The organism is Streptomyces sp. NPDC006997 (assembly GCF_040635175.1).
GTDB lineage: Bacteria > Actinomycetota > Actinomycetes > Streptomycetales > Streptomycetaceae > Streptomyces.
Map to the genome: position 1 here is coordinate 38,026 of NZ_JBEYHH010000024.1, position 17,158 is coordinate 55,183.

Below are 17,158 nucleotides of genomic sequence, written 5' to 3' on the forward strand. Positions count from 1 at the left end.
GGGTGTGCTGGACCGGCCCCGGAGCGGGGCTGTGGATGTCCGGGGCCGGTGGTCTGTCGGCTAGCCGCGCTGGTCGACGGCGACCGTGCTCGGCGCGGTGATCTTCGGGCGGTCGCGGTCGGCGCCGCGCAGGACGCCCGCGAAGGCGGCGAGCCCGCAGGACAGCACCGTTACGAGTGCGAACGACACGACCAGACTGGTGAGTTGGGCCAGGGTGCCGATCGCGCTCGGCGCCACCAGGCCGGAGGTGTAGGTGATCGTCGCGACACCCGCGATGGCCTGGCTCGGGTTGGGTCCGCTGCGCCCCGCCGCGGCGAAGCAGAGCGGGACGACGACCGCGATGCCGAGGCCCACCAGGCCGAAGCCGGTCATGGCGACCGCCGGATGCCCCGCGACGACGATCAGCAGCCCGCCGAGGACGGCGAGGACACCGCCGTAGCGGACCGTGCGGACCGAGCCGAAGCGGTCCACCACCCGGTCCCCGGCGATCCGGGCGACGGCCATGGTGAGGGTGAAGCCGGTGGTGCAGGCGGCGGCCAGACCCGCCGAGGTCTCCAGCTCGTCGCGCAGGTAGACCGCCGACCAGTCCAGGCTCGCCCCCTCCGCGAACACCGCGCAGAACCCGACCGCGCCGATCAGCAGCGCCGAGCGGGGCGGCAGCGCGAACCGCGCCGGCGGCTCCTCGTCCTCGGCGGGCTGGAGGTCGAGCACCCAGGCGCAGGCCACCAGGCCGACGACGGTCAGTACGGCGGCGGCGAGGACGTGGTGCAGCCGGGCGTCCGCGCCCAGGTGGGCGGCGAGGGTGCCGCCCGCCGAGCCGATCAGCGCGCCCGCGCTCCACATGCCGTGCAGCCCGGACATGATCGACCGGCCGAGCCGGTTCTCCACCTCGACGCCGAGCGCGTTCATCGCCACGTCCGACATCCCGGCCGTGGCGCCGAAGACGAACAGGGCCAGACAGAGCGCCGGGAGGTTGGGCGCGAGGGACGGCAGGGTGAGCGCCAGCGTCCACAGCGCGAGCAGTCCGCGCAGCGCCGTCCGGGCGCCGAAGCGGTGGCTGACGCGGCCCGCGAGCGGCATCGCCAGGGAGGCGCCGAGGGCGGGGAAGGCGAGCGCGAGGCCGAGCTGGCCCGCGCTGACGGCGGAGTGTTCCTGGATCCACGGCACCCGGGTGGCGAAGGAGCCGGTCACCGCGCCGTGCACGGCGAAGACCGCGGCCACGGCGTACCGGGCGCGCCTCACCTCGCGTTGCTCGTAGACCACTGCGCTCATTGTTCCGCCCTCTCGGTCGCCGCTTCCGCACGGTCGGCGTACTGCCGTGGCGTAAACTATCAGGAAGCCTGCCTGATAGATAGATGATTATCGGCGACACCGGCCCGCACCACCGCCTATCTGGGAGGATCCCGGTATGCCCGCATCCCCGAGCACCGCCAGGGCCATCAACGACCGGTCCGCGCTGGAACTGCTCCAGCGGGAGGGTCCGTTGACGGCGGGGCAGCTGAAGCAGCTCACCGGCCTGTCGAGGCCGACCGTCGCGGACCTCGTCGACCGTCTCACCGCCGCCGGTCTGATCGCGGTCGTCGGCGAGGCGGGGGAGCAGCGCCGCGGCCCGAACGCCAAGCTGTACGGCCTCGTGGCCGACCGCGCCCACCTCGCCGCCCTCGACGTCCGCACCGAGGGCGTCGCCGTGGTCGTCGCGGACCTGCTCGGGCGGGCGCTCGCGGAGGCGTCGCTGCCGATCGACGCGGCGTCGGGGACCGGGGCCGCGGTGGAGCAGGCGGTGGCGTTCGTCGAGCGGGTGGTGAAGGAGGCGGGCGCGGACCGGCTGCACACCGTCGGGATCGGCGCGCCCGGCCTGATCGACCCGGTGACCGGGGAACTCCGGGACTCCGTGAGCCTGCCCGAGTGGCACCGGCGGCTGGCCGCCGCGCTCCAGGAACGGCTCCCCGGGACCCGGGTCAGCGTCGAGAACGAGACCAACCTCGCCGCCCTGGCCGAGCAGCGCGACGGCGCCGCCCACGACCGGGACACCTTCGTGCTGCTCTGGCTCGGGCACGGCACCGGCGCGGCCGTCGTCCTCGACGGCGCCCTGCGCCGCGGTGCCTCCGGCGGCACCGGCGAGATCGGCTTCCTGCCCGTCCCCGGCACCTCCGGCGTGCCCACCGCGACCGACTGCGGGGGCGGCTTCCACTCCCTCGCGGGCTCGGCGGCGGTCGTCGAACTGGCCGGGGAGTACGGCCTGACCGTGCCGGAGACGGCGAGCGAGCCGCCCGCCTCCGCGGTGGTGCGGCACGCCGTGGCGGGACTGCCGGACGCCGACCGCGCCGGGCGCTTCCTGGACGCCTTCGCCGACCGCCTCGCCCTCGGCGTCGCCTCCGTCGCCGCCGTCCTCGACCCCGGCTGCGTGGTGCTCGGCGGCGAGGTCGGCCAGGCCGGCGGCACCCGCCTGGCCGCCCGCGTCGGGGAGCGCGTCCGGCGGATGTCCCCGCTGCCCACCGAGGTGCGGGCCGGGGCCCTGGGCGGTGGCGCGGTCCTGCGCGGCGCCCTGCTGACGGCCCGCGACCGTGCCCAGGAGGACCTGTTCGCGCCGCGGTGACGCGTGCCCTCGGCTCCTGGCCGGGGCGCCCCGCGGGCTCCCTCAGTCGCGTGGCCGTCGGCCGAAGCGCCTCGTCAGGTGTTCCTCGAAGGTGCCCTTCCCCTCCGCCCGCTCGGGCGCGAGGTGGCCGCCCGCGCGGAAGGCGCGGTAGGTCGCGCCCCACAGCGGTACGGAGAGCAGGGGGCGGCGTCGGCCCGTGGCGCGCAGGTAGGAGCGGGCCAGGGAGGGGAAGTCGCGGACCTCGGGGCCGCCCAGGTCCGGCGCCCGCCCGGCCGGAGCGCCCGCCGCCAGCTCCGCCAGCCGCGCCGCGACCTCGGTGACCTCGACGGGCTGGTCCCGTACCCCCGCGGGCAGCAGCAGCACGGGCGACTTGCACAGCATCCCGAACAGCCGCGCCAGCAGATCGTGGAACTGCGTCGTCCGCAGCACGGTCCAGCCGAGCCCCGACTCCTCGACCTGCCGCTCCACGGCGAGCTTGGTCCGGTAGTAGCCGAACGGCACCCGGTCGACGCCGACGATGGAGATGTAGACCAGATGCCCCACCCCGGCCCGCCGCGCCGCCGCGATCAGGTTGGCCGCCGCCCGCTCGTCGCCGCGCGGCGAGGACGCGCAGTGCACGACGGTGTCCACGCCGTCGAGCGCCGCGTCCAGCGCCCCGCCGCCCTCGCGCAGGTCGACGGCGTAGGGCTGGGTGGTCCGGCTGAGTACCCGTACCTCGTGCCCGTCCGTCCGCAGCCGCTCGGTGACATGCCGGCCGAGGGTTCCGGTGCCGCCGGTCACCAGGATCGTCGTCATGCTGTTCCGTCCCTTCCGATACCGCGCTCCCGGTGGGAGCGCCCCGCGTCAGCTCGGACCGAGCGGCCCCGCCGGAATGTGACAGCGCGCGGCTACGCGCCCAGGAGCTGACGCCGTACGAAACCCAGCTTCTCCGGGTTCATCACGCTCCGCACGTGCGCGATCCGCTCCTCGCGCACCTCGAAGGCGACCACGATCCGCAACTCGTCGCCGGTCCACCCGGTCAGCGCGGTCGCGCCGTTGACCTCGGCGAGCCGGAAGTCGATCCCCGCCGAGAACTTCTCCAGCGCCCCCAGCACGAACCGTGCGACGCGCTCGTGACCCTCGATGACGCGCCGGGCCGCGCGGACCTTGCCGCCGCTGTCGGTCCGCCAGGTGGCGTCGTGCGCCAGCAGCTTCTCCAGCCCGGCCAGGTCGCCGTCCCGGGCCGCGGTGATGAAGGACCTGACGAGTTCCTCCTGCCGCTCCGGCACCGGGGTGAATCGATTCTCCTGGGCGGAGACCCGCCGTACCGCCCGCCGGTAGAGCTGACGGCAGTTGGCCTCGCTCAGCTCCAGCGCCTCGGCGATGTCCCGGTGCCCGTAGCCGAACGCCTCCCGCAGCACGTACACCGCGCGCTCGGCCGGGGTGAGCCGCTCCAGCAGCATCAGCATGGCCACCGACACCGCCTCCCGCTGCTCGGCCGACTCCAGCGGCCCGAGCGTGCCGTCGGAGGTGGCGACCGGTTCCAGCAGCCACTCCCCGACGTACTGCTCACGCCGGGCGCGGGCGGAGGTCAGCCGGGTGAGGCAGAGGTTGGTGACGACCTTGGCCAGCCAGGCCGCCGGGTGCTCGATGGACTGCCGGTCGGCGCCGCTGAAGCGCAGGTAGGCGTCCTGGACCGCGTCCTCCGCCTCGTGGGCCGAGCCGAGCATCCGGTAGGCCAGGCCGAAGAGTCTCGGCCGGTGCTGTTCGAACTCGGCGGCGGGTGCGGCGGCGATCGTCATCCCCTCAGCCTGCCAGAGGGCCCTTGCCGGGTCCTGGTGAGGCCCGGCGGCGGGCAAGGGCCGTCGTCACCGCCGCCGGGCCGGTTCGCGGTGGGGGTCAGCAGGCGCCGAGGTCCTGCCAGACGCCCCATTCGCCGGTGGTGCCGGGCTCCTCGCCCTTCGTCCACCACTTGGCCTTCCAGGTGCGCGCCTGGTGCGACACCGTGCTGCCGCCGCCGTACGCCGTGCCCGCGTCCCAGGCCGGTGCCGCGCACGACCCACCGGGCCCGGTGGGCGTCGGCGTCGGAGTCGGCGTGGGCGTCGTACCCGTGCCCGGGTTCACCACGGTGGTGCCGCGGGCCAGGTCACCGGCGAGTGCGTACGTCTTCCCGCCGAACGTCACCGTCCAGTTGGACGGCGTCGACACCGGCAGGTAGTAGACGAAGTCCAGCTCCACCGACGCGCCGGGCGCCAGCGACTGCCAGCCCGGCAGCTTCAGCGAGACCCGGTGGTAGTCGCCCTTGAGGCCGCCCACGTTGGCGCCGGTGTGGTCGCTGCGGATCACCGAGGTGCCCCAGCCGGACTGGTCCTTGGCGTTGCCGGGCGCCGAGGTGGCGTAGTCGAACTGGAACTCCGTGCCGCCGGGCAGCGCCGTCGAGGTGTTGTTGGTGATCTTCAGCTTGGGGCTGATCGGGTAGTTGGAGTCCCCGAGCGGGAACTGCCCGAACCGGACGTCGACGTCGAGCGCCTCGGTCGGCAGGTCGGTCGTCGCGCGCCGGGCGCCGTACGGCGTGGCCGACCTGAACTTCTCGTACATCGCGGTGGTCAGCGTGGAGCCCGGCTCGTACTGGCCCTTGGCCGCGTTCCAGGCGTAGTCGCCCGCCAGCTCCCACACCATCGTGCCGCCGATGCCGCGGTCCACGACGTAGTCCGCCTTCGCCCTGACCGACTGCTCGTCCTCGGTGGACAGGAACACCTTCTTCTCGGCGTTCCACAGCCAGGGCGCGACCAGCGTGGAGTCGTACTTGCGGGCGTAGGTGCCGGTCAGCCGGGTGTCGGCCGGGAAGCCGTACCGCGTGACGTAGTCGCCGACGACGCCCTTCTCCAGGTTCTTGGCGTGCCACATGGGGTTGGAACCGGCCGGGGACTCCTCGCCGTTGGTGTCCAGGTCGTGCCAGAGGTTGTCGATGCCGGTGGCGCCGTCACCGCACTTGGTCAGACCGGCGCCGGCCGGGCAGTCGGTGGTCGCCGCCCTGCCCCACAGGCCGTCGGTGCCGCCGGTGACGTTCTTGAACCCACGGGTGTAGTAGGGGAGCCCGATGTTGATCCGGCCCGCGGGCATCGAGCCGCGGAAGTAGTGGTACGCCCAGTCGGTGTTGAGGTACCCGATCCCGCCGTACTGGGACGTCGAGTACACGCCCGCCGCGGCGAGTTCGGCGTCCTTGCCGTCGTCGAAGAGCGAGGCGTTCGGACCGACGTACTCGTTCCAGGCGCCGTGCAGGTCGTACGACATGATGTTGACGTAGTCCAGGTACTTCTGGACCTGGAAGGTCTCCATGCCGCGCAGCAGGTACCCGGAGGACGGCGCGGCCACGGTCAGCATGTAGTGCCGTCCGTCCGAGGCGCCCGCGCGGTCGAGCTTCTCGCGCAGGGTCTTCATCAGCGCCGCGTAGCCCTTGACCAGGCCGGCCCGGCGGGCGTTGGAGACCGAGTAGTCGAGCGGGTTGCCCGCGTCCTTCATGGAGGTCGGGTACTCGTAGTCGATGTCGACGCCGTTGAAGCCGTACGTCCGGAGGAACTGCACGGTCGAGTCGGCGAAGGTGTCGATGCCGGACTGGTTGACCGAGCCGTCGGCGTTGGTCGCCATCGAGTAGAAGCCGCCGGAGTCGACGCGCTTGCCGCTGTCGTCGAAGTAGCCGCCGGTCTCGGCCCAGCCGCCCACCGAGATCAGCGTCTTGACGTCCGGGTGCTGCTTCTTGAACTTGTTCAGCAGGTTGAAGTGGCCCTTGTAGGGGAGCGTGGCGTCCATCTCGGCGCCGCTCACCCCCGGCCAGGTCATCCCGGTGGCCGCGTTCGTGGCGCCGTCCGCGCCGACCGAGATCCGGTTGCCGCCGTCGACGTGCGCGAAGGCGTAGTTGATGTGGGTGACCTTGTCCCACGGGATGTCGGAGGCGAGGTAGGCGGGCGTGCCGTCCTTGCCGGTGCGCCAGCCGGTGAAGTAGCCGATCACCCGGCGCTGGTGGTCGGCGCCCATCTTCTCGCGGCCCGCCGAGTCGTAGACCGAGCAGTACGGGACGTCGACGCCGGGGGTGCGGTAGAGGCCGTCGGGGCGGCAGGACTCCTGGTCGGCGGCGTGCGAGACGCCCGCCGGGAGCAGCCCGGCCAGCACCAGGCCCGCCGCGGCCCCGGCGACGGCGAGCAGGGCGGGTCTCTTCTGGCTGCGCGACGGACGGCGCGACAGATTGCGCGAGGGGGTGCGTGTGGGGGACAGCAAAGTCGGTTCCTCTCCACGGAAGTTGGGCCAGACCGTAGAGAGGACTAGACCAATACGTCAATAGGTATGGACCAATTCGGATGCGGCGGGGTGCCCGACGCACGGTCTGTGAGCCACCCCACACGATGCGCATACATGAATACGGATCGGGCGTGGCACACTGGCCCTGTACCAACAGCAGCGCACTCCGGGGTCGGTGAAAGTCCGAACCGGCGGTTACAGTCCGCGACCCGGTCGCCTCCAGCGACCGGTTGACCAGGTGAAATTCCTGGACCGACGGTTAAAGTCCGGATGGGAGGCAGTGCGCGGCGGGCGGGCACACGTGCGCGCCGCCGATATCGGGTCCGTCCTCGGGCGGGCCTCTGTCCGGCGTCGTTCCCCGTGTCCCCGTTCGTATCCTCTGTCGTCATCGACAGCCCCGGAGTCCGTGCCCGAAGAGGCAGGAGGACCCGGGAAGTGTTCACCGGAATCGTCGAAGAGCTGGGCGAGGTCACCGCCGTCGAGAACCTCGGCGACGCCTCCCGCTTCCGGCTGCGCGGCCCCGTCGTGACCCAGGGCGCGAAGCACGGCGACTCCATCGCCGTCAACGGCGTCTGCCTCACGGTCGTCGACCACGAGGGCGACGAGTTCACCGCCGACGTCATGGCCGAGACCCTCAAGCGCTCCAGCCTGGGCGCCCTCACCGTCGGCTCCCGCGTCAACCTCGAACGCCCCACCGCCGTCGGCGACCGCCTCGGCGGCCACATCGTGCAGGGCCACGTCGACGGCACCGGCACGGTCCTGGAGCGCACCCCTTCCGAACACTGGGAGATCGTGCGGATCTCCCTCCCCGCCGACCTCGCCCGCTACGTCGTCGAGAAGGGCTCCATCACCGTCGACGGCATCAGCCTCACCGTCGTCGACGCCGGGGCCGACCACTTCACGGTCAGCCTCATCCCCACCACCCTCGACCTGACCACGCTCGGCCACAAGCAGCCCGGTGCCCCGGTCAACCTCGAAGTCGACATCATCGCCAAGTACGTCGAGCGGATGCTCGGGGCGGCGGGCCGGGGGGCGACCCGGTGAACGCGCTGAACTCCGAGGCGTTCGTCCTCCTCGACCAGCACATCCTCTGGTCGGACATGATCGGCAACGTCTTCGGCCTGGTCGCCCTCGCCCTCGGCTGGCGGCGCTCGCTGTGGACCTGGCCCGTGCAGTTCCTCGCCGGTCTCGTCCTCTTCGGCGCCTTCTTCGGCCACCTCACCGGCAGCGCGGGCAAGCAGGCCGTCGTCATGGCCGTCGCGCTGTACGGCTGGCGGCAGTGGAACCGCGGCCGGGACAGGGCGGAGGACGGCCAGATATCCGTCCGCTTCGCCACCTGGACCGAGCGCGGCGCGATGACCGTGGCGGCCGCCGCGGGCACCGTCGCGGTGGCGCTGCTGTTCAAGGCGTACCCCAGCCTGTCCTGGGACCCCTGGCCGGACGCCTACATCTTCGTCGGCACCATCGTCGCCATGTACGCCCAGGCCCGCGGCATGGTCGAGTTCTGGTTCGCCTGGCTGCTCGTCGACGTCGTCGGCGTCCCCCTGAACTTCGCCAACGGCTACGCCTTCTCCGGCTTCGTCTACGTTATCTACGGCGCGCTCGTCCTGTGGGGCCTGCGCGACTGGTGGCTGCGCTCCCGCACGGCGGCGGCGCGGCCCGTCCCGGAAGGAGCCCGCGCATGACCGCGGCACCCGTCCTGCTCAGCGCCGACGGCGCCGAGGACCTCGCCCTCGACCCGGTCGAGCGGGCCATCGCCGACATCGCCGCCGGCCGTCCCGTCGTCGTCGTCGACGACGAGGACCGCGAGAACGAGGGCGACCTCGTCATCGCCGCCGAGAAGGCGACCCCCGAGATCGTCGCCTTCATGATGAGCGAGTGCCGCGGCCTGATCTGCGCCCCCATGGAGGGCGCCGAACTGGACCGGCTCCGGCTCCCGCAGATGGTCGAAGAGAACACCGAGTCGATGAAGACCGCGTTCACCGTCTCCGTGGACGCCTCCGCCGCGCACGGCGTGACCACCGGCATCTCCGCCTCCGACCGCGCCACCACGCTCCAGCTGCTGGCCAGCGGCACCGCCGAGCCGGACGACCTGGTCCGCCCCGGCCACGTCTTCCCGCTGCGCGCCAGGACCGGCGGCGTCCTCGTCCGCAACGGCCACACCGAGGCCGCCGTCGACCTCGCCCGGCTCGCGGGGCTCCGCCCGGCCGGGGCCATCGTGGAGATCGCCGGGGAGGACGGCCGGATGCTGCGGCTGCCCGAGCTGGTCCCGTTCGCCCGCGGGCACGGACTGTCGATCATCTCCATCGCGGACCTCGTCGCCTACCGCCGTTCCCCCCGGCTCCCCGCCCCGCCCGAGCAGGCCACGCCGCCCGCCGAGCCCACCGTCCGCCGCGAGGCCGAGGTCCACCTGCCGACCCGGCACGGCACCTTCACCGCGTACGGCTACCGCTCCACCGTCGACGGCCTCGAACACGTCGCCCTCGTCCACGGCGACCTCGGCGACGGCGAGGACGTCGTCGTCCGCGTCCACTCCGAGTGCCTCACCGGCGACGTCTTCGGCTCCCTGCGCTGCGACTGCGGCCCCCAGCTCGACACCGCCCTGGAGCGCATCCAGACCGAGGGCCGCGGAGTCGTCGTCTACCTGCGCGGACACGAGGGCCGCGGCATCGGCCTGCTCTCCAAGCTGCGCGCCTACGAACTCCAGGAGCGCGGCCGGGACACCCTCGACGCCAACCTGGAGCTCGGCCTGCCCGCCGACGCCCGGGACTACGCGGCGGGCGCCCAGATCCTCGACGACCTCGGGGTGCGCAGCGTGCGGCTGCTCACCAACAACCCCGACAAGTCCGACGCCCTCACCCGGCACGGCATCAAGGTCGCCGACCGCGAGCCGATGCCCGTGACCGTGGGCGAGCACAACCTCCGCTACCTGCGCACCAAGCGGGACCGGATGGGCCACGACCTGCCCTGGCTGGACACGACCACCGTGCCCACCTGCGGCGACCAGTAAGCGAACCAACGAGGAGACACAGGAACGTGAGCGGCAAGGGCGCACCGGAGCTGTCCGTGACCGGCGTGGGTGACCTGAGGGTCGCCGTCATCGCGGCGCAGTGGCACGAGAAGGTGATGGACGGACTGGTGGAAGGCGCCCTGCGCGCCCTGCGCGACCTGGGCATCGACGAGCCCACCGTGCTGCGGGTCCCCGGCAGCTGGGAACTCCCGGTGGTCGCCAAGGGCCTCGCGGACCGGGGCTACGACGCGGTGGTGGCCCTCGGCGTCGTCATCCGTGGCGGCACCCCGCACTTCGACTACGTGTGCCAGGGCGTCACCCAGGGCCTCACCCAGGTCTCCGTCGACACCGGCGTCCCCGTCGGCTTCGGCCTGCTGACCTGCGACACCGAGGAACAGGCCCTGGACCGGGCCGGACTGCCCGGCTCCAGCGAGGACAAGGGGCACGAGGCGGTGACCGCGGCGGTGGCGACCGCGGCGACGCTGCGTTCAGTATCCGAACCCTGGCGCTGAGGAACCCGGCGGTTGGCATAGGCTGAGCCTCACCATGTCCAATAAGACGTTCGAGCAGCTCTTCACCGAGTTGCAGCAGAAGGCCGCCCACGGCGACCCCGCCACCTCCCGCACCGCCGAACTGGTCGGGAAGGGCGTCCACGCCATCGGCAAGAAGGTCGTCGAAGAGGCCGCCGAGGTCTGGATGGCCGCCGAGTACGAGGGCAAGGAGGCGGCGGCCGAGGAGATCTCGCAGCTGCTGTACCACGTCCAGGTGATGATGGTCGCCCGCGGCATCTCCCTCGACGACGTCTACGCCCACCTCTGAACCGCCGTTCCCCCGCAACCCCGCGAACAAAGGAAGCCGACCTCATGCTGCGCATCGCCGTCCCCAACAAGGGTTCACTCTCCGGCCCTGCGGCGGACATGCTGCATGAGGCCGGCTACCAGCAGCGCCGCGAGTCCAAGGAACTGCGCATCGTCGACCCGGAGAACGAGGTCGAGTTCTTCTACCTCCGCCCCCGCGACATCGCGATCTACGTCTCCTCCGGCCGCCTCGACATCGGCATCACCGGCCGCGACCTGCTGATCGACTCCGGCGCCAACGCCGAGGAGATCCTCCCGCTCGGCTTCGCCCGCTCCACCTTCCGGTACGCCACCAAGCCGGGCACCGCGGGCGGCGTCGAGGACCTGAACGGCCTGACCGTCGCCACCTCCTACGAGGGCATCGTCGCCAAGCACCTCGCGGACAGCGGCATCGACGCCTCCGTGGTGCACCTCGACGGCGCCGTCGAGACCGCCATCGAACTGGGCGTCGCCGAGGTCATCGCCGACGTCGTCGAGACCGGCACCTCGCTGCGCAACGCGGGCCTGGAGGTCATCGGCGAGCCGATCATGAGGTCCGAGGCGATCGTCATCCGGCGCACCGGCGCCGACACCGACGAGCCCAAGGCGCAGCAGTTCCTGCGCCGTCTCCAGGGCGTCCTGGTGGCCCGGACCTACGTGATGATGGACTACGACATCCGCGCCGAGCACCTGGAACAGGCCGTCGCCATCACGCCAGGGCTCGAGGGGCCGACCGTCTCCCCGCTGCACAACGAGGGCTGGGTCGCCGTCCGCGCCATGGTGCCCTCCAAGGGCGCCCAGCGGGTCATGGACGACCTCTACGAGATCGGCGCCCGCGCCATCCTCACCACCGCCATCCACGCCTGCCGACTCTGAGGGGCGGCGCACCATGTCGGACCAGGCAGCCCTCCCCGAGGCTCCCGCGCTCCCGCACACCTTCCGGCCGGGCCGCACCCGCGCCGTGCTGCTCGCCGCGGCCGTGGCGATCTTCGCGGTCGTCTCGGCCCTCGCGCTGCTCCTCGACCGGCTCAGCCCGGGGGAGCGGATCAGCTTCGTCCTCACCGGGGCCCTGCTGGCGAGCGTGGCGGTCATCCTCGCCCGGCCCAGGGTCGTCGCCGAGGAGTCCGGCGTCACCGTCGTGAACTTCGCCAGCACCCGCCGACTGGAGTGGGCGGAAATCATCCGGGTGAACCTGCGCGTCGGGGACCCCTGGGTCTTCCTCGACCTCGGCGACGGCACCAGCCTGGCCGCCATCGGCATCCAGCCCGGCATCGACAAGCAGCAGGCCATCGCGGACGCCGGCGCCCTGCGCGCGCTGGTGGAGGCCCACGCGCGGGAACACCGGGACTGAGACGCGCGGGGAACATCCGGGACGGCTCCGGGTGTTCACCCTGACGCATACGCCCCTGTCTTGATTAATCTGGTGGCGAGGACGCGGTCCGCGCGTCCTCGCCCCTGTCGTACCGCCCGGTGCGCGGGGGTTCCTGCTACCCGAGGAGTGACTCCCCCCGGCGATGGACGGATCGTCCTGCAGTACCTGCGCCGCCCCCGGCCGACATAGCGCGCACCGCACCGACCCCGTGCGCGCCCAGGCGACGGCGGCGGCATCATGATCACCCCCTTGCTGCTCCTGGCAGCCGCGTTCGTGCTGATCCTCGCCAACGGCTTCTTCGTGGCCGCCGAGTTCGGCCTGGTGACGGTCGAACGCGCGGACGCCGAGCGGGCCGCGGCCGAGGGCGACCGACGGGCCCGTACGGTCGTCGAGTCGCTGAAGGAGCTGTCCTTCCAGCTCTCCGGCACCCAGCTCGGCATCACCATCACCTCCCTGGTCGTCGGAATGCTCGCCGAGCCCGCGCTCGCCGCGGTACTGCGCGGCCCGCTGACCGCGACCGGCCTCCCCGCGGGCGTGGTGCCCGGGGTCGCCGTCGCCGTGGGCATGTTGCTGGCCTCGGCCGTGCAGATGGTCGTCGGCGAACTCGTGCCCAAGAACTGGGCGGTGTCCCGTCCGCTCCAGGTGGCGCGCTTCGTCGCCGCCCCGCAGCACCTCTTCGCGCGGGCGTTCCGGCCGGTGATCGCCGCCCTGAACGCCGTAGCCAACCGTCTGGTCCGCGCGCTCGGCATCGAGCCCACCGAGGAGCTGGCCTCCGCCCGCACCCCCGGCGAACTGGTCTCCCTGGCCCGGCACTCGGCACTCGCCGGAGCCCTGGAGCAGGACACCGCGGACCTCTTCGTCCGCACCCTGTCGCTCGGCGGGCTGACCGCGCAGGCCGTGATGACCCCGCGCGTGCGGGTCAGCGCCCTGCAGTCGTCGGCCACCGCCGAGGACGTGGTCAACCTGACCCGCGCCACCGGCCTGTCCCGTTTCCCGGTCTACCGGGAGCGGATCGACGAGGTGGTGGGCATGGTCCACCTCAAGGACGCGCTGGCGGTCCCCGTGGCCGACCGGCTGCGCACCCCCGTCGGCCGGATCGCCCGCCCTCCGCTGCTGGTCCCCGAGACCCTGCCGGTGCGGCCGCTGCTGGCCCGGCTGCGCAGCGGGCAGCCCATCGCGGTGGTCGTCGACGAGTACGGCGGCACCGCCGGGGTCGTCACCCTGGAGGACATCGTCGAGGAGATCGTCGGCGAGGTCCGCGACGAACACGACGACGTGCTCGACGAGGCCCCGGAACTCGCCCCCGCCCCGCCGGAGGACGGCCGCCCCGCCTGGGACGTCGACGGCAGCTGCCGCGTCGACACCCTGACCCGGGTGGGCCTGACCGCGCCCGAGGGGCCGTACGAGACCGTCGCCGGACTCGTCGCCGACCTGCTCGGCCGTATCCCCGCCGTCGGTGACAGGGCGGAACTCCCGGGCTGGCGCCTCACCGTTCGCCGCGTCGGCCACTACCGCGCGGAACGCGTCCGCCTGGTCGCGACCGCGCAGTCCCCGGCCCCGGCCCCGGCGCCGACGACCGCCAGCGTGACCATCGCGGCGCCCGGCGGCTCCGCCGCCCCGGCCCTGGCCCCGGCCCCGGCCCCGGCCGTCACCCGCGCCGCGCAGCCCGTAGCCCTGTCCGCTCCGGAGGGGGCGCGATGACCCTGTTGCAGCTTCTCTTCGCGGCGTTGCTCGTGCTGGCCAACGGGTTCTTCGTGGGCGCCGAGTTCGCGCTGGTGTCGGTCCGCCGCAGCCAGATCGAACCGCTCGGCACGGCGCGGGCCCGCCAGGTGCTGTACGGCCTGGAGCGGCTGCCGCAGATGATGGCGGCGGCGCAGTTCGGCATCACGGTGTGCTCCCTGACGCTGGGCGCGGTTGCCGAGCCGACCGTGGCGCACCTGCTGGAGCCGGTCTTCGCGTGGGTCCACCTGCCGCACGCCATGATCCATCCGCTGGGCTATGTGATCGCCCTGGCCACCGTGGTCTTCTTCCACCTCGTCATCGGCGAGATGGTCCCGAAGAACCTGGCGATGGCCGCCCCGGAGAAGGCCGCGCTGTGGCTGAGCCCGGGCCTGGTCGCCTTCGCCCGGCTGTGCCGCCCGATCACCGTCGCCCTCGGCGCCTGCGCCCGGGCCGTCCTGAGGCTCTTCCGAGTCGAGCCGAAGGACGAGGTGGAGGCCGTCTTCACCAGCGAGCAGCTCAACCGGCTGGTGGAGGACTCCGGCCAGGCGGGCCTGCTCGACCCGGAGGAGGCGGAGCGGCTGGAGGACGCCCTGGAACTGGGCTCCCGCCCGGTCACCGACGTCCTCCTCACCCGCGAGTCACTCATCACCGTCAGCCCCTCGGTCACCCCGGCCCGGATCGTGGAGCTGACCGCCCGCACCGGGTACTCCCGCTTCCCGGTCGCGGCGGGCGGCGGCGCCTTCATGGGCTATCTGCACGTGAAGGACGTACTCGACCTGGAGGAGTCCGAGCGGGCGGTGCCGCAGCAGATGTGGCGGCCGATGACGACCCTGCGGTCCGAGCTCCCGCTGGACGACGCCCTCACCGTGATGCGCCGCGCGGCCACCCACCTCGCGCAGGTGGCGGACGCCTCCGGCCGGGTGCTGGGGCTGGTCGCGCTGGAGGACGTGCTGGAGCTGCTGGTGGGCGAGGTCCGCGACCCGGCCCACCGCGACCCGGCGCCCAGCCGGTCGGCGCCGGGCCAGGGGGTCCTGGCGGGCTGAGCGGCAGGCCGCGGGATCCGTCCGTCACAGGGCCGACGGATCCTGCGGCCCCCGCCCCGACAGCACCTCGCCGTACGCCTGCATCAGGTCCGGCAGCCGCAGTGTCGACAAGTCGTCCCGGGTCAGCGTGTCCGGGTACACCGAGAGCCGCAGATCGCGGTACGCGCAGCTCTTCTCGTACAGGGTGCGCAGGAACCGCCCGTTGCCGAGTTCGTCGATCCACCCCTGGTCGACGACGTGCCCGGCGATGGCGCGCAGCTCGTCGAGCGCCTCCTCGTCCCAGACGTCGCCGTTCTCCGTGGCCAGCGCCTCGCCGATCGAGGTGAGTTCCAGCGGCCGGTAGGACGGGAAGTCCACCCGGGTGGTGAAGCGCGAGGACAGGCCCGGGTTGGCGGCCAGCAGCCGGTCCATGCCCTCCGGGTAGCCCGCGAGGATCACCACCAGGTGGTCGCGGTTGTCCTCGGCCCGCTTCAGCAGCACCTGCAACGCCTCGTCGCCGTACGCGTCGCCCTTGCCGTACCCGGAGTTGGACAGCGAGTACGCCTCGTCGACGAAGAGGACCCCGCCGAGCGCGGAGTCGATCAGCTCGTTGGCCTTCACCGCGGTCTGCCCCAGGTACTCGCCCACCAGGTCGGCCCGCTGCGCCTCCACCAGGTGGTCGCCGCCGAGCAGGCCGAGGGCGTAGAAGACCCGGCCCAGGATGCGGGCGACGGTGGTCTTGCCGGTGCCGGACGGGCCGGAGAAGACGAAGTGCCGCTTGGGCGGCTGCACGGGCAGCCCCTGCCCGGCCCGCAGCCGCGCCATGTTCAGCTGCGCCGACAACGCCTTGACCTGCCGCTTCACCGGTTCCAGCCCGACCATCCGCTCCAGCTCGGCGAGCGCCTGGGCCAGCAGCGCCGGATCCGTCGGCCCGGCGGGCAGCGGCCCGGACGGTACGGCGTCCCGTTCACGCACCACCGGGTCGCTGACCGAGGGCGGCGGACCGGTGGGCGGCGGATCGGGCTCGGAGAGTTTGAGGTCCCGTCCCCCGGTGTCGAAGAGCGGGTCGGTCGCGTCCAGGCCGTCGAGATCGGGACCGGTGCCGGTGAGGACGATCGCGCCGAGACCGTCGGAGTCGTCGTAGCCGTCGCCCTCGGCGATCGCGGCGAGCCGGGCCGAGGTGTCCATGAACGCCGGGTCGACGCGGTGCACCGCCCGGTACAGGGGGAGCGCCGCCGCCGAACGGCCGGTGCCCTCGTGCGCCCGCGCCAGCCAGTACCGCAGCTCCTTGCGCTGCGGCTGCTCGCTGCGGCAGCGCATCAGCGCGGTGGACAGCAGGGGCTCGGCCTGCCCGTACATCTCCAGGCGGACCCGGGCCATGCCGCCGAACAGCCCGGCCTCTATGCCGAGCAGCGCGTCGTCGAGCAGCGGGTCGGTGTGCCGGACGAGCTGTTCCCAGTCCTTGACGAGGTAGGCGCGGCAGGCGTGCAGGAAGCGCACCTGCGGGTCGGTGTCCACCGGCGGCAGTCCGGCGAGCGCCCGGTCCAGCTCCGGGACGTGGCGGCCGTCCAGCCAGTGCGAGGCGTGCGCGAGCAGCAGGTCGCGGGGGCTCTCCAGCACCGGCTGCACCCACCAGCCCAGCCAGTACCAGGAGTTGAGGGTACGGCGGTGCCGGGCGCGCTGTTCGCCGAAGCGCTCACGGTGCCGGAACATCCGCAGCAGCGCGGTGGTGGTGTCGACGCGCAGTGCGTGCAGCCCGAGCCAGCCGTCCGCCATCCCGGGGTCGAGGCGCACCGCGGTGCGGAACTCCTCCTCCGCCTGCGGATAGGCGCCCATGGTGTAGGCGTCGACGCCCCGCAGCCAGGCGAGGTCGGCCGGGGCCTCGGGACCCTGCGTGCCGAAGTCCATCGCGTCCCCCCACAAACCGTGCCCCCGCTGGTTCACCGCCGGGCCGTCGCCCGTCGGATGTCTGGCCGAACCGCCGTGCCCCGCACGTGAGTTGCGGCGGTGCGAGACATCGTCGTCCGGAAGGCCGCACCCGAGGGCATCGTACCCGCGGGCCGTCGCCCGCCGAAGGGGGCCGCAACGGCCGTTTGGCGAGGTGGGAGCGGATGGCGGGCGGTGCGGACGGTGACCCAGGGTGAGCGGATCGCGCCGCACCGCGCCGGTGGAAGGGGAGCGGGGGCAGAACGAAGCCCCCGGTCACGGGGGAACAACCGGGGGCTTCGCGTAGAGGGCGGCCTCGACGGGCCGCACATTGAGAACGTAAGTCCTGTACGGCCCCCTGGTCAAGCGGAGTTGAGGCACTTCGGCAAGTTCGGGAGC

At 72.9% G+C, this 17,158-nt stretch carries 15 protein-coding genes and 1 riboswitch; of the genes, 10 read left to right on the top strand and 5 right to left on the bottom strand.

Going from position 1 to position 17,158, the window contains the following annotated elements:
• Positions 1 to 60 precede the first annotated feature (60 nt).
• Positions 61 to 1,272: an MFS transporter gene (locus ABZ659_RS23620; protein WP_360223520.1), complete on the bottom strand. Its 1,212-nt coding sequence runs from the start codon at positions 1,270 to 1,272 to the stop codon at positions 61 to 63.
• 136 nt (positions 1,273 to 1,408) lie between these two features.
• Between ABZ659_RS23620 and ABZ659_RS23625 the strand changes: the two genes are divergently transcribed.
• Positions 1,409 to 2,596 carry an ROK family transcriptional regulator gene (locus ABZ659_RS23625; protein ID WP_360223523.1) on the top strand — a complete coding sequence of 396 codons (1,188 nt, stop codon included), beginning with the start codon at positions 1,409 to 1,411 and terminating at the stop codon, positions 2,594 to 2,596.
• A gap of 42 nt (positions 2,597 to 2,638) precedes the next feature.
• Here ABZ659_RS23625 and ABZ659_RS23630 read toward each other — a convergent pair whose 3' ends face one another.
• The 3 genes from ABZ659_RS23630 to ABZ659_RS23640 all read right to left on the bottom strand — a co-directional run bounded on the left by ABZ659_RS23630 (position 2,639) and on the right by ABZ659_RS23640 (position 6,817).
• Positions 2,639 to 3,391 carry an SDR family oxidoreductase gene (locus tag ABZ659_RS23630; protein WP_360223526.1) on the bottom strand — a complete coding sequence of 251 codons (753 nt, stop codon included), beginning with the start codon at positions 3,389 to 3,391 and terminating at the stop codon, positions 2,639 to 2,641.
• A gap of 92 nt (positions 3,392 to 3,483) precedes the next feature.
• Entirely contained in the window at positions 3,484 to 4,377 is an 894-nt protein-coding gene (locus ABZ659_RS23635; RefSeq protein ID WP_360223529.1) for an RNA polymerase sigma-70 factor, read from the bottom strand.
• A gap of 97 nt (positions 4,378 to 4,474) precedes the next feature.
• Entirely contained in the window at positions 4,475 to 6,817 is a 2,343-nt protein-coding gene (locus ABZ659_RS23640) for a chitinase C-terminal domain-containing protein (protein WP_360223641.1), read from the bottom strand.
• Between the two features lie 211 nt (positions 6,818 to 7,028).
• Positions 7,029 to 7,159: riboswitch (FMN riboswitch) on the top strand.
• 147 nt (positions 7,160 to 7,306) lie between these two features.
• Here ABZ659_RS23640 and ABZ659_RS23645 point away from each other — a divergent pair.
• From ABZ659_RS23645 to ABZ659_RS23685, 9 genes are all read left to right on the top strand, one after another.
• Complete coding sequence (locus ABZ659_RS23645) at positions 7,307 to 7,915, top strand: riboflavin synthase (protein ID WP_360223532.1); 609 nt, start codon at positions 7,307 to 7,309, stop codon at positions 7,913 to 7,915.
• Positions 7,912 to 8,556 carry a nicotinamide mononucleotide transporter family protein gene (locus ABZ659_RS23650; RefSeq protein ID WP_360223534.1) on the top strand — a complete coding sequence of 215 codons (645 nt, stop codon included), beginning with the start codon at positions 7,912 to 7,914 and terminating at the stop codon, positions 8,554 to 8,556. Before ABZ659_RS23645 ends, ABZ659_RS23650 begins: the two co-directional genes overlap by 4 nt.
• Positions 8,553 to 9,881 carry a bifunctional 3,4-dihydroxy-2-butanone-4-phosphate synthase/GTP cyclohydrolase II gene (locus ABZ659_RS23655; RefSeq protein WP_360223537.1) on the top strand — a complete coding sequence of 443 codons (1,329 nt, stop codon included), beginning with the start codon at positions 8,553 to 8,555 and terminating at the stop codon, positions 9,879 to 9,881. Before ABZ659_RS23650 ends, ABZ659_RS23655 begins: the two co-directional genes overlap by 4 nt.
• 26 nt (positions 9,882 to 9,907) lie before the next feature.
• Positions 9,908 to 10,393: a 6,7-dimethyl-8-ribityllumazine synthase gene (gene ribH / locus ABZ659_RS23660; protein WP_360223539.1), complete on the top strand. Its 486-nt coding sequence runs from the start codon at positions 9,908 to 9,910 to the stop codon at positions 10,391 to 10,393.
• A 34-nt stretch (positions 10,394 to 10,427) separates the two neighbouring features.
• Positions 10,428 to 10,700, top strand: a complete 273-nt coding sequence (locus ABZ659_RS23665) for a phosphoribosyl-ATP diphosphatase (RefSeq protein ID WP_360223541.1) — start codon at positions 10,428 to 10,430, stop codon at positions 10,698 to 10,700.
• 44 nt (positions 10,701 to 10,744) lie between these two features.
• A complete protein-coding gene (gene hisG / locus ABZ659_RS23670; RefSeq protein WP_360223543.1) occupies positions 10,745 to 11,593 on the top strand; it encodes an ATP phosphoribosyltransferase in 849 nt (282 codons plus the stop codon).
• A gap of 13 nt (positions 11,594 to 11,606) precedes the next feature.
• Positions 11,607 to 12,068, top strand: coding sequence for a PH domain-containing protein (locus ABZ659_RS23675; RefSeq protein ID WP_360223545.1), 462 nt, complete (start codon positions 11,607 to 11,609; stop codon positions 12,066 to 12,068).
• Between the two features lie 258 nt (positions 12,069 to 12,326).
• Entirely contained in the window at positions 12,327 to 13,790 is a 1,464-nt protein-coding gene (locus ABZ659_RS23680; protein ID WP_360223547.1) for a hemolysin family protein, read from the top strand.
• Positions 13,787 to 14,854, top strand: a complete 1,068-nt coding sequence (locus tag ABZ659_RS23685; RefSeq protein WP_360223549.1) for a hemolysin family protein — start codon at positions 13,787 to 13,789, stop codon at positions 14,852 to 14,854. The genes ABZ659_RS23680 and ABZ659_RS23685 overlap by 4 nt, the downstream gene beginning before the upstream one ends.
• 24 nt (positions 14,855 to 14,878) lie before the next feature.
• Here ABZ659_RS23685 and ABZ659_RS23690 read toward each other — a convergent pair whose 3' ends face one another.
• Entirely contained in the window at positions 14,879 to 16,741 is a 1,863-nt protein-coding gene (locus ABZ659_RS23690) for an AAA family ATPase (protein WP_360223551.1), read from the bottom strand.
• Positions 16,742 to 17,158 lie beyond the last annotated feature (417 nt).

Excerpts from the sequence above, each read along its gene's own strand:
- hisG (WP_360223543.1), top strand. The coding sequence starts at position 10,745 with ATGCTGCGCATCGCCGTCCCCAACAAGGGTTCACTCTCCGGCCCTGCG.
- ABZ659_RS23655 (WP_360223537.1), top strand. The coding sequence starts at position 8,553 with ATGACCGCGGCACCCGTCCTGCTCAGCGCCGACGGCGCCGAGGACCTC.
- ABZ659_RS23620 (WP_360223520.1), bottom strand. The coding sequence starts at position 1,272 with ATGAGCGCAGTGGTCTACGAGCAACGCGAGGTGAGGCGCGCCCGGTAC.
- ABZ659_RS23680 (WP_360223547.1), top strand. The coding sequence starts at position 12,327 with ATGATCACCCCCTTGCTGCTCCTGGCAGCCGCGTTCGTGCTGATCCTC.
- ABZ659_RS23665 (WP_360223541.1), top strand. The coding sequence starts at position 10,428 with ATGTCCAATAAGACGTTCGAGCAGCTCTTCACCGAGTTGCAGCAGAAG.
- ABZ659_RS23675 (WP_360223545.1), top strand. The coding sequence starts at position 11,607 with ATGTCGGACCAGGCAGCCCTCCCCGAGGCTCCCGCGCTCCCGCACACC.
- ABZ659_RS23630 (WP_360223526.1), bottom strand. The coding sequence starts at position 3,391 with ATGACGACGATCCTGGTGACCGGCGGCACCGGAACCCTCGGCCGGCAT.
- ABZ659_RS23685 (WP_360223549.1), top strand. The coding sequence starts at position 13,787 with ATGACCCTGTTGCAGCTTCTCTTCGCGGCGTTGCTCGTGCTGGCCAAC.
- ABZ659_RS23635 (WP_360223529.1), bottom strand. The coding sequence starts at position 4,377 with ATGACGATCGCCGCCGCACCCGCCGCCGAGTTCGAACAGCACCGGCCG.
- ABZ659_RS23690 (WP_360223551.1), bottom strand. The coding sequence starts at position 16,741 with ATGGACTTCGGCACGCAGGGTCCCGAGGCCCCGGCCGACCTCGCCTGG.
- ABZ659_RS23625 (WP_360223523.1), top strand. The coding sequence starts at position 1,409 with ATGCCCGCATCCCCGAGCACCGCCAGGGCCATCAACGACCGGTCCGCG.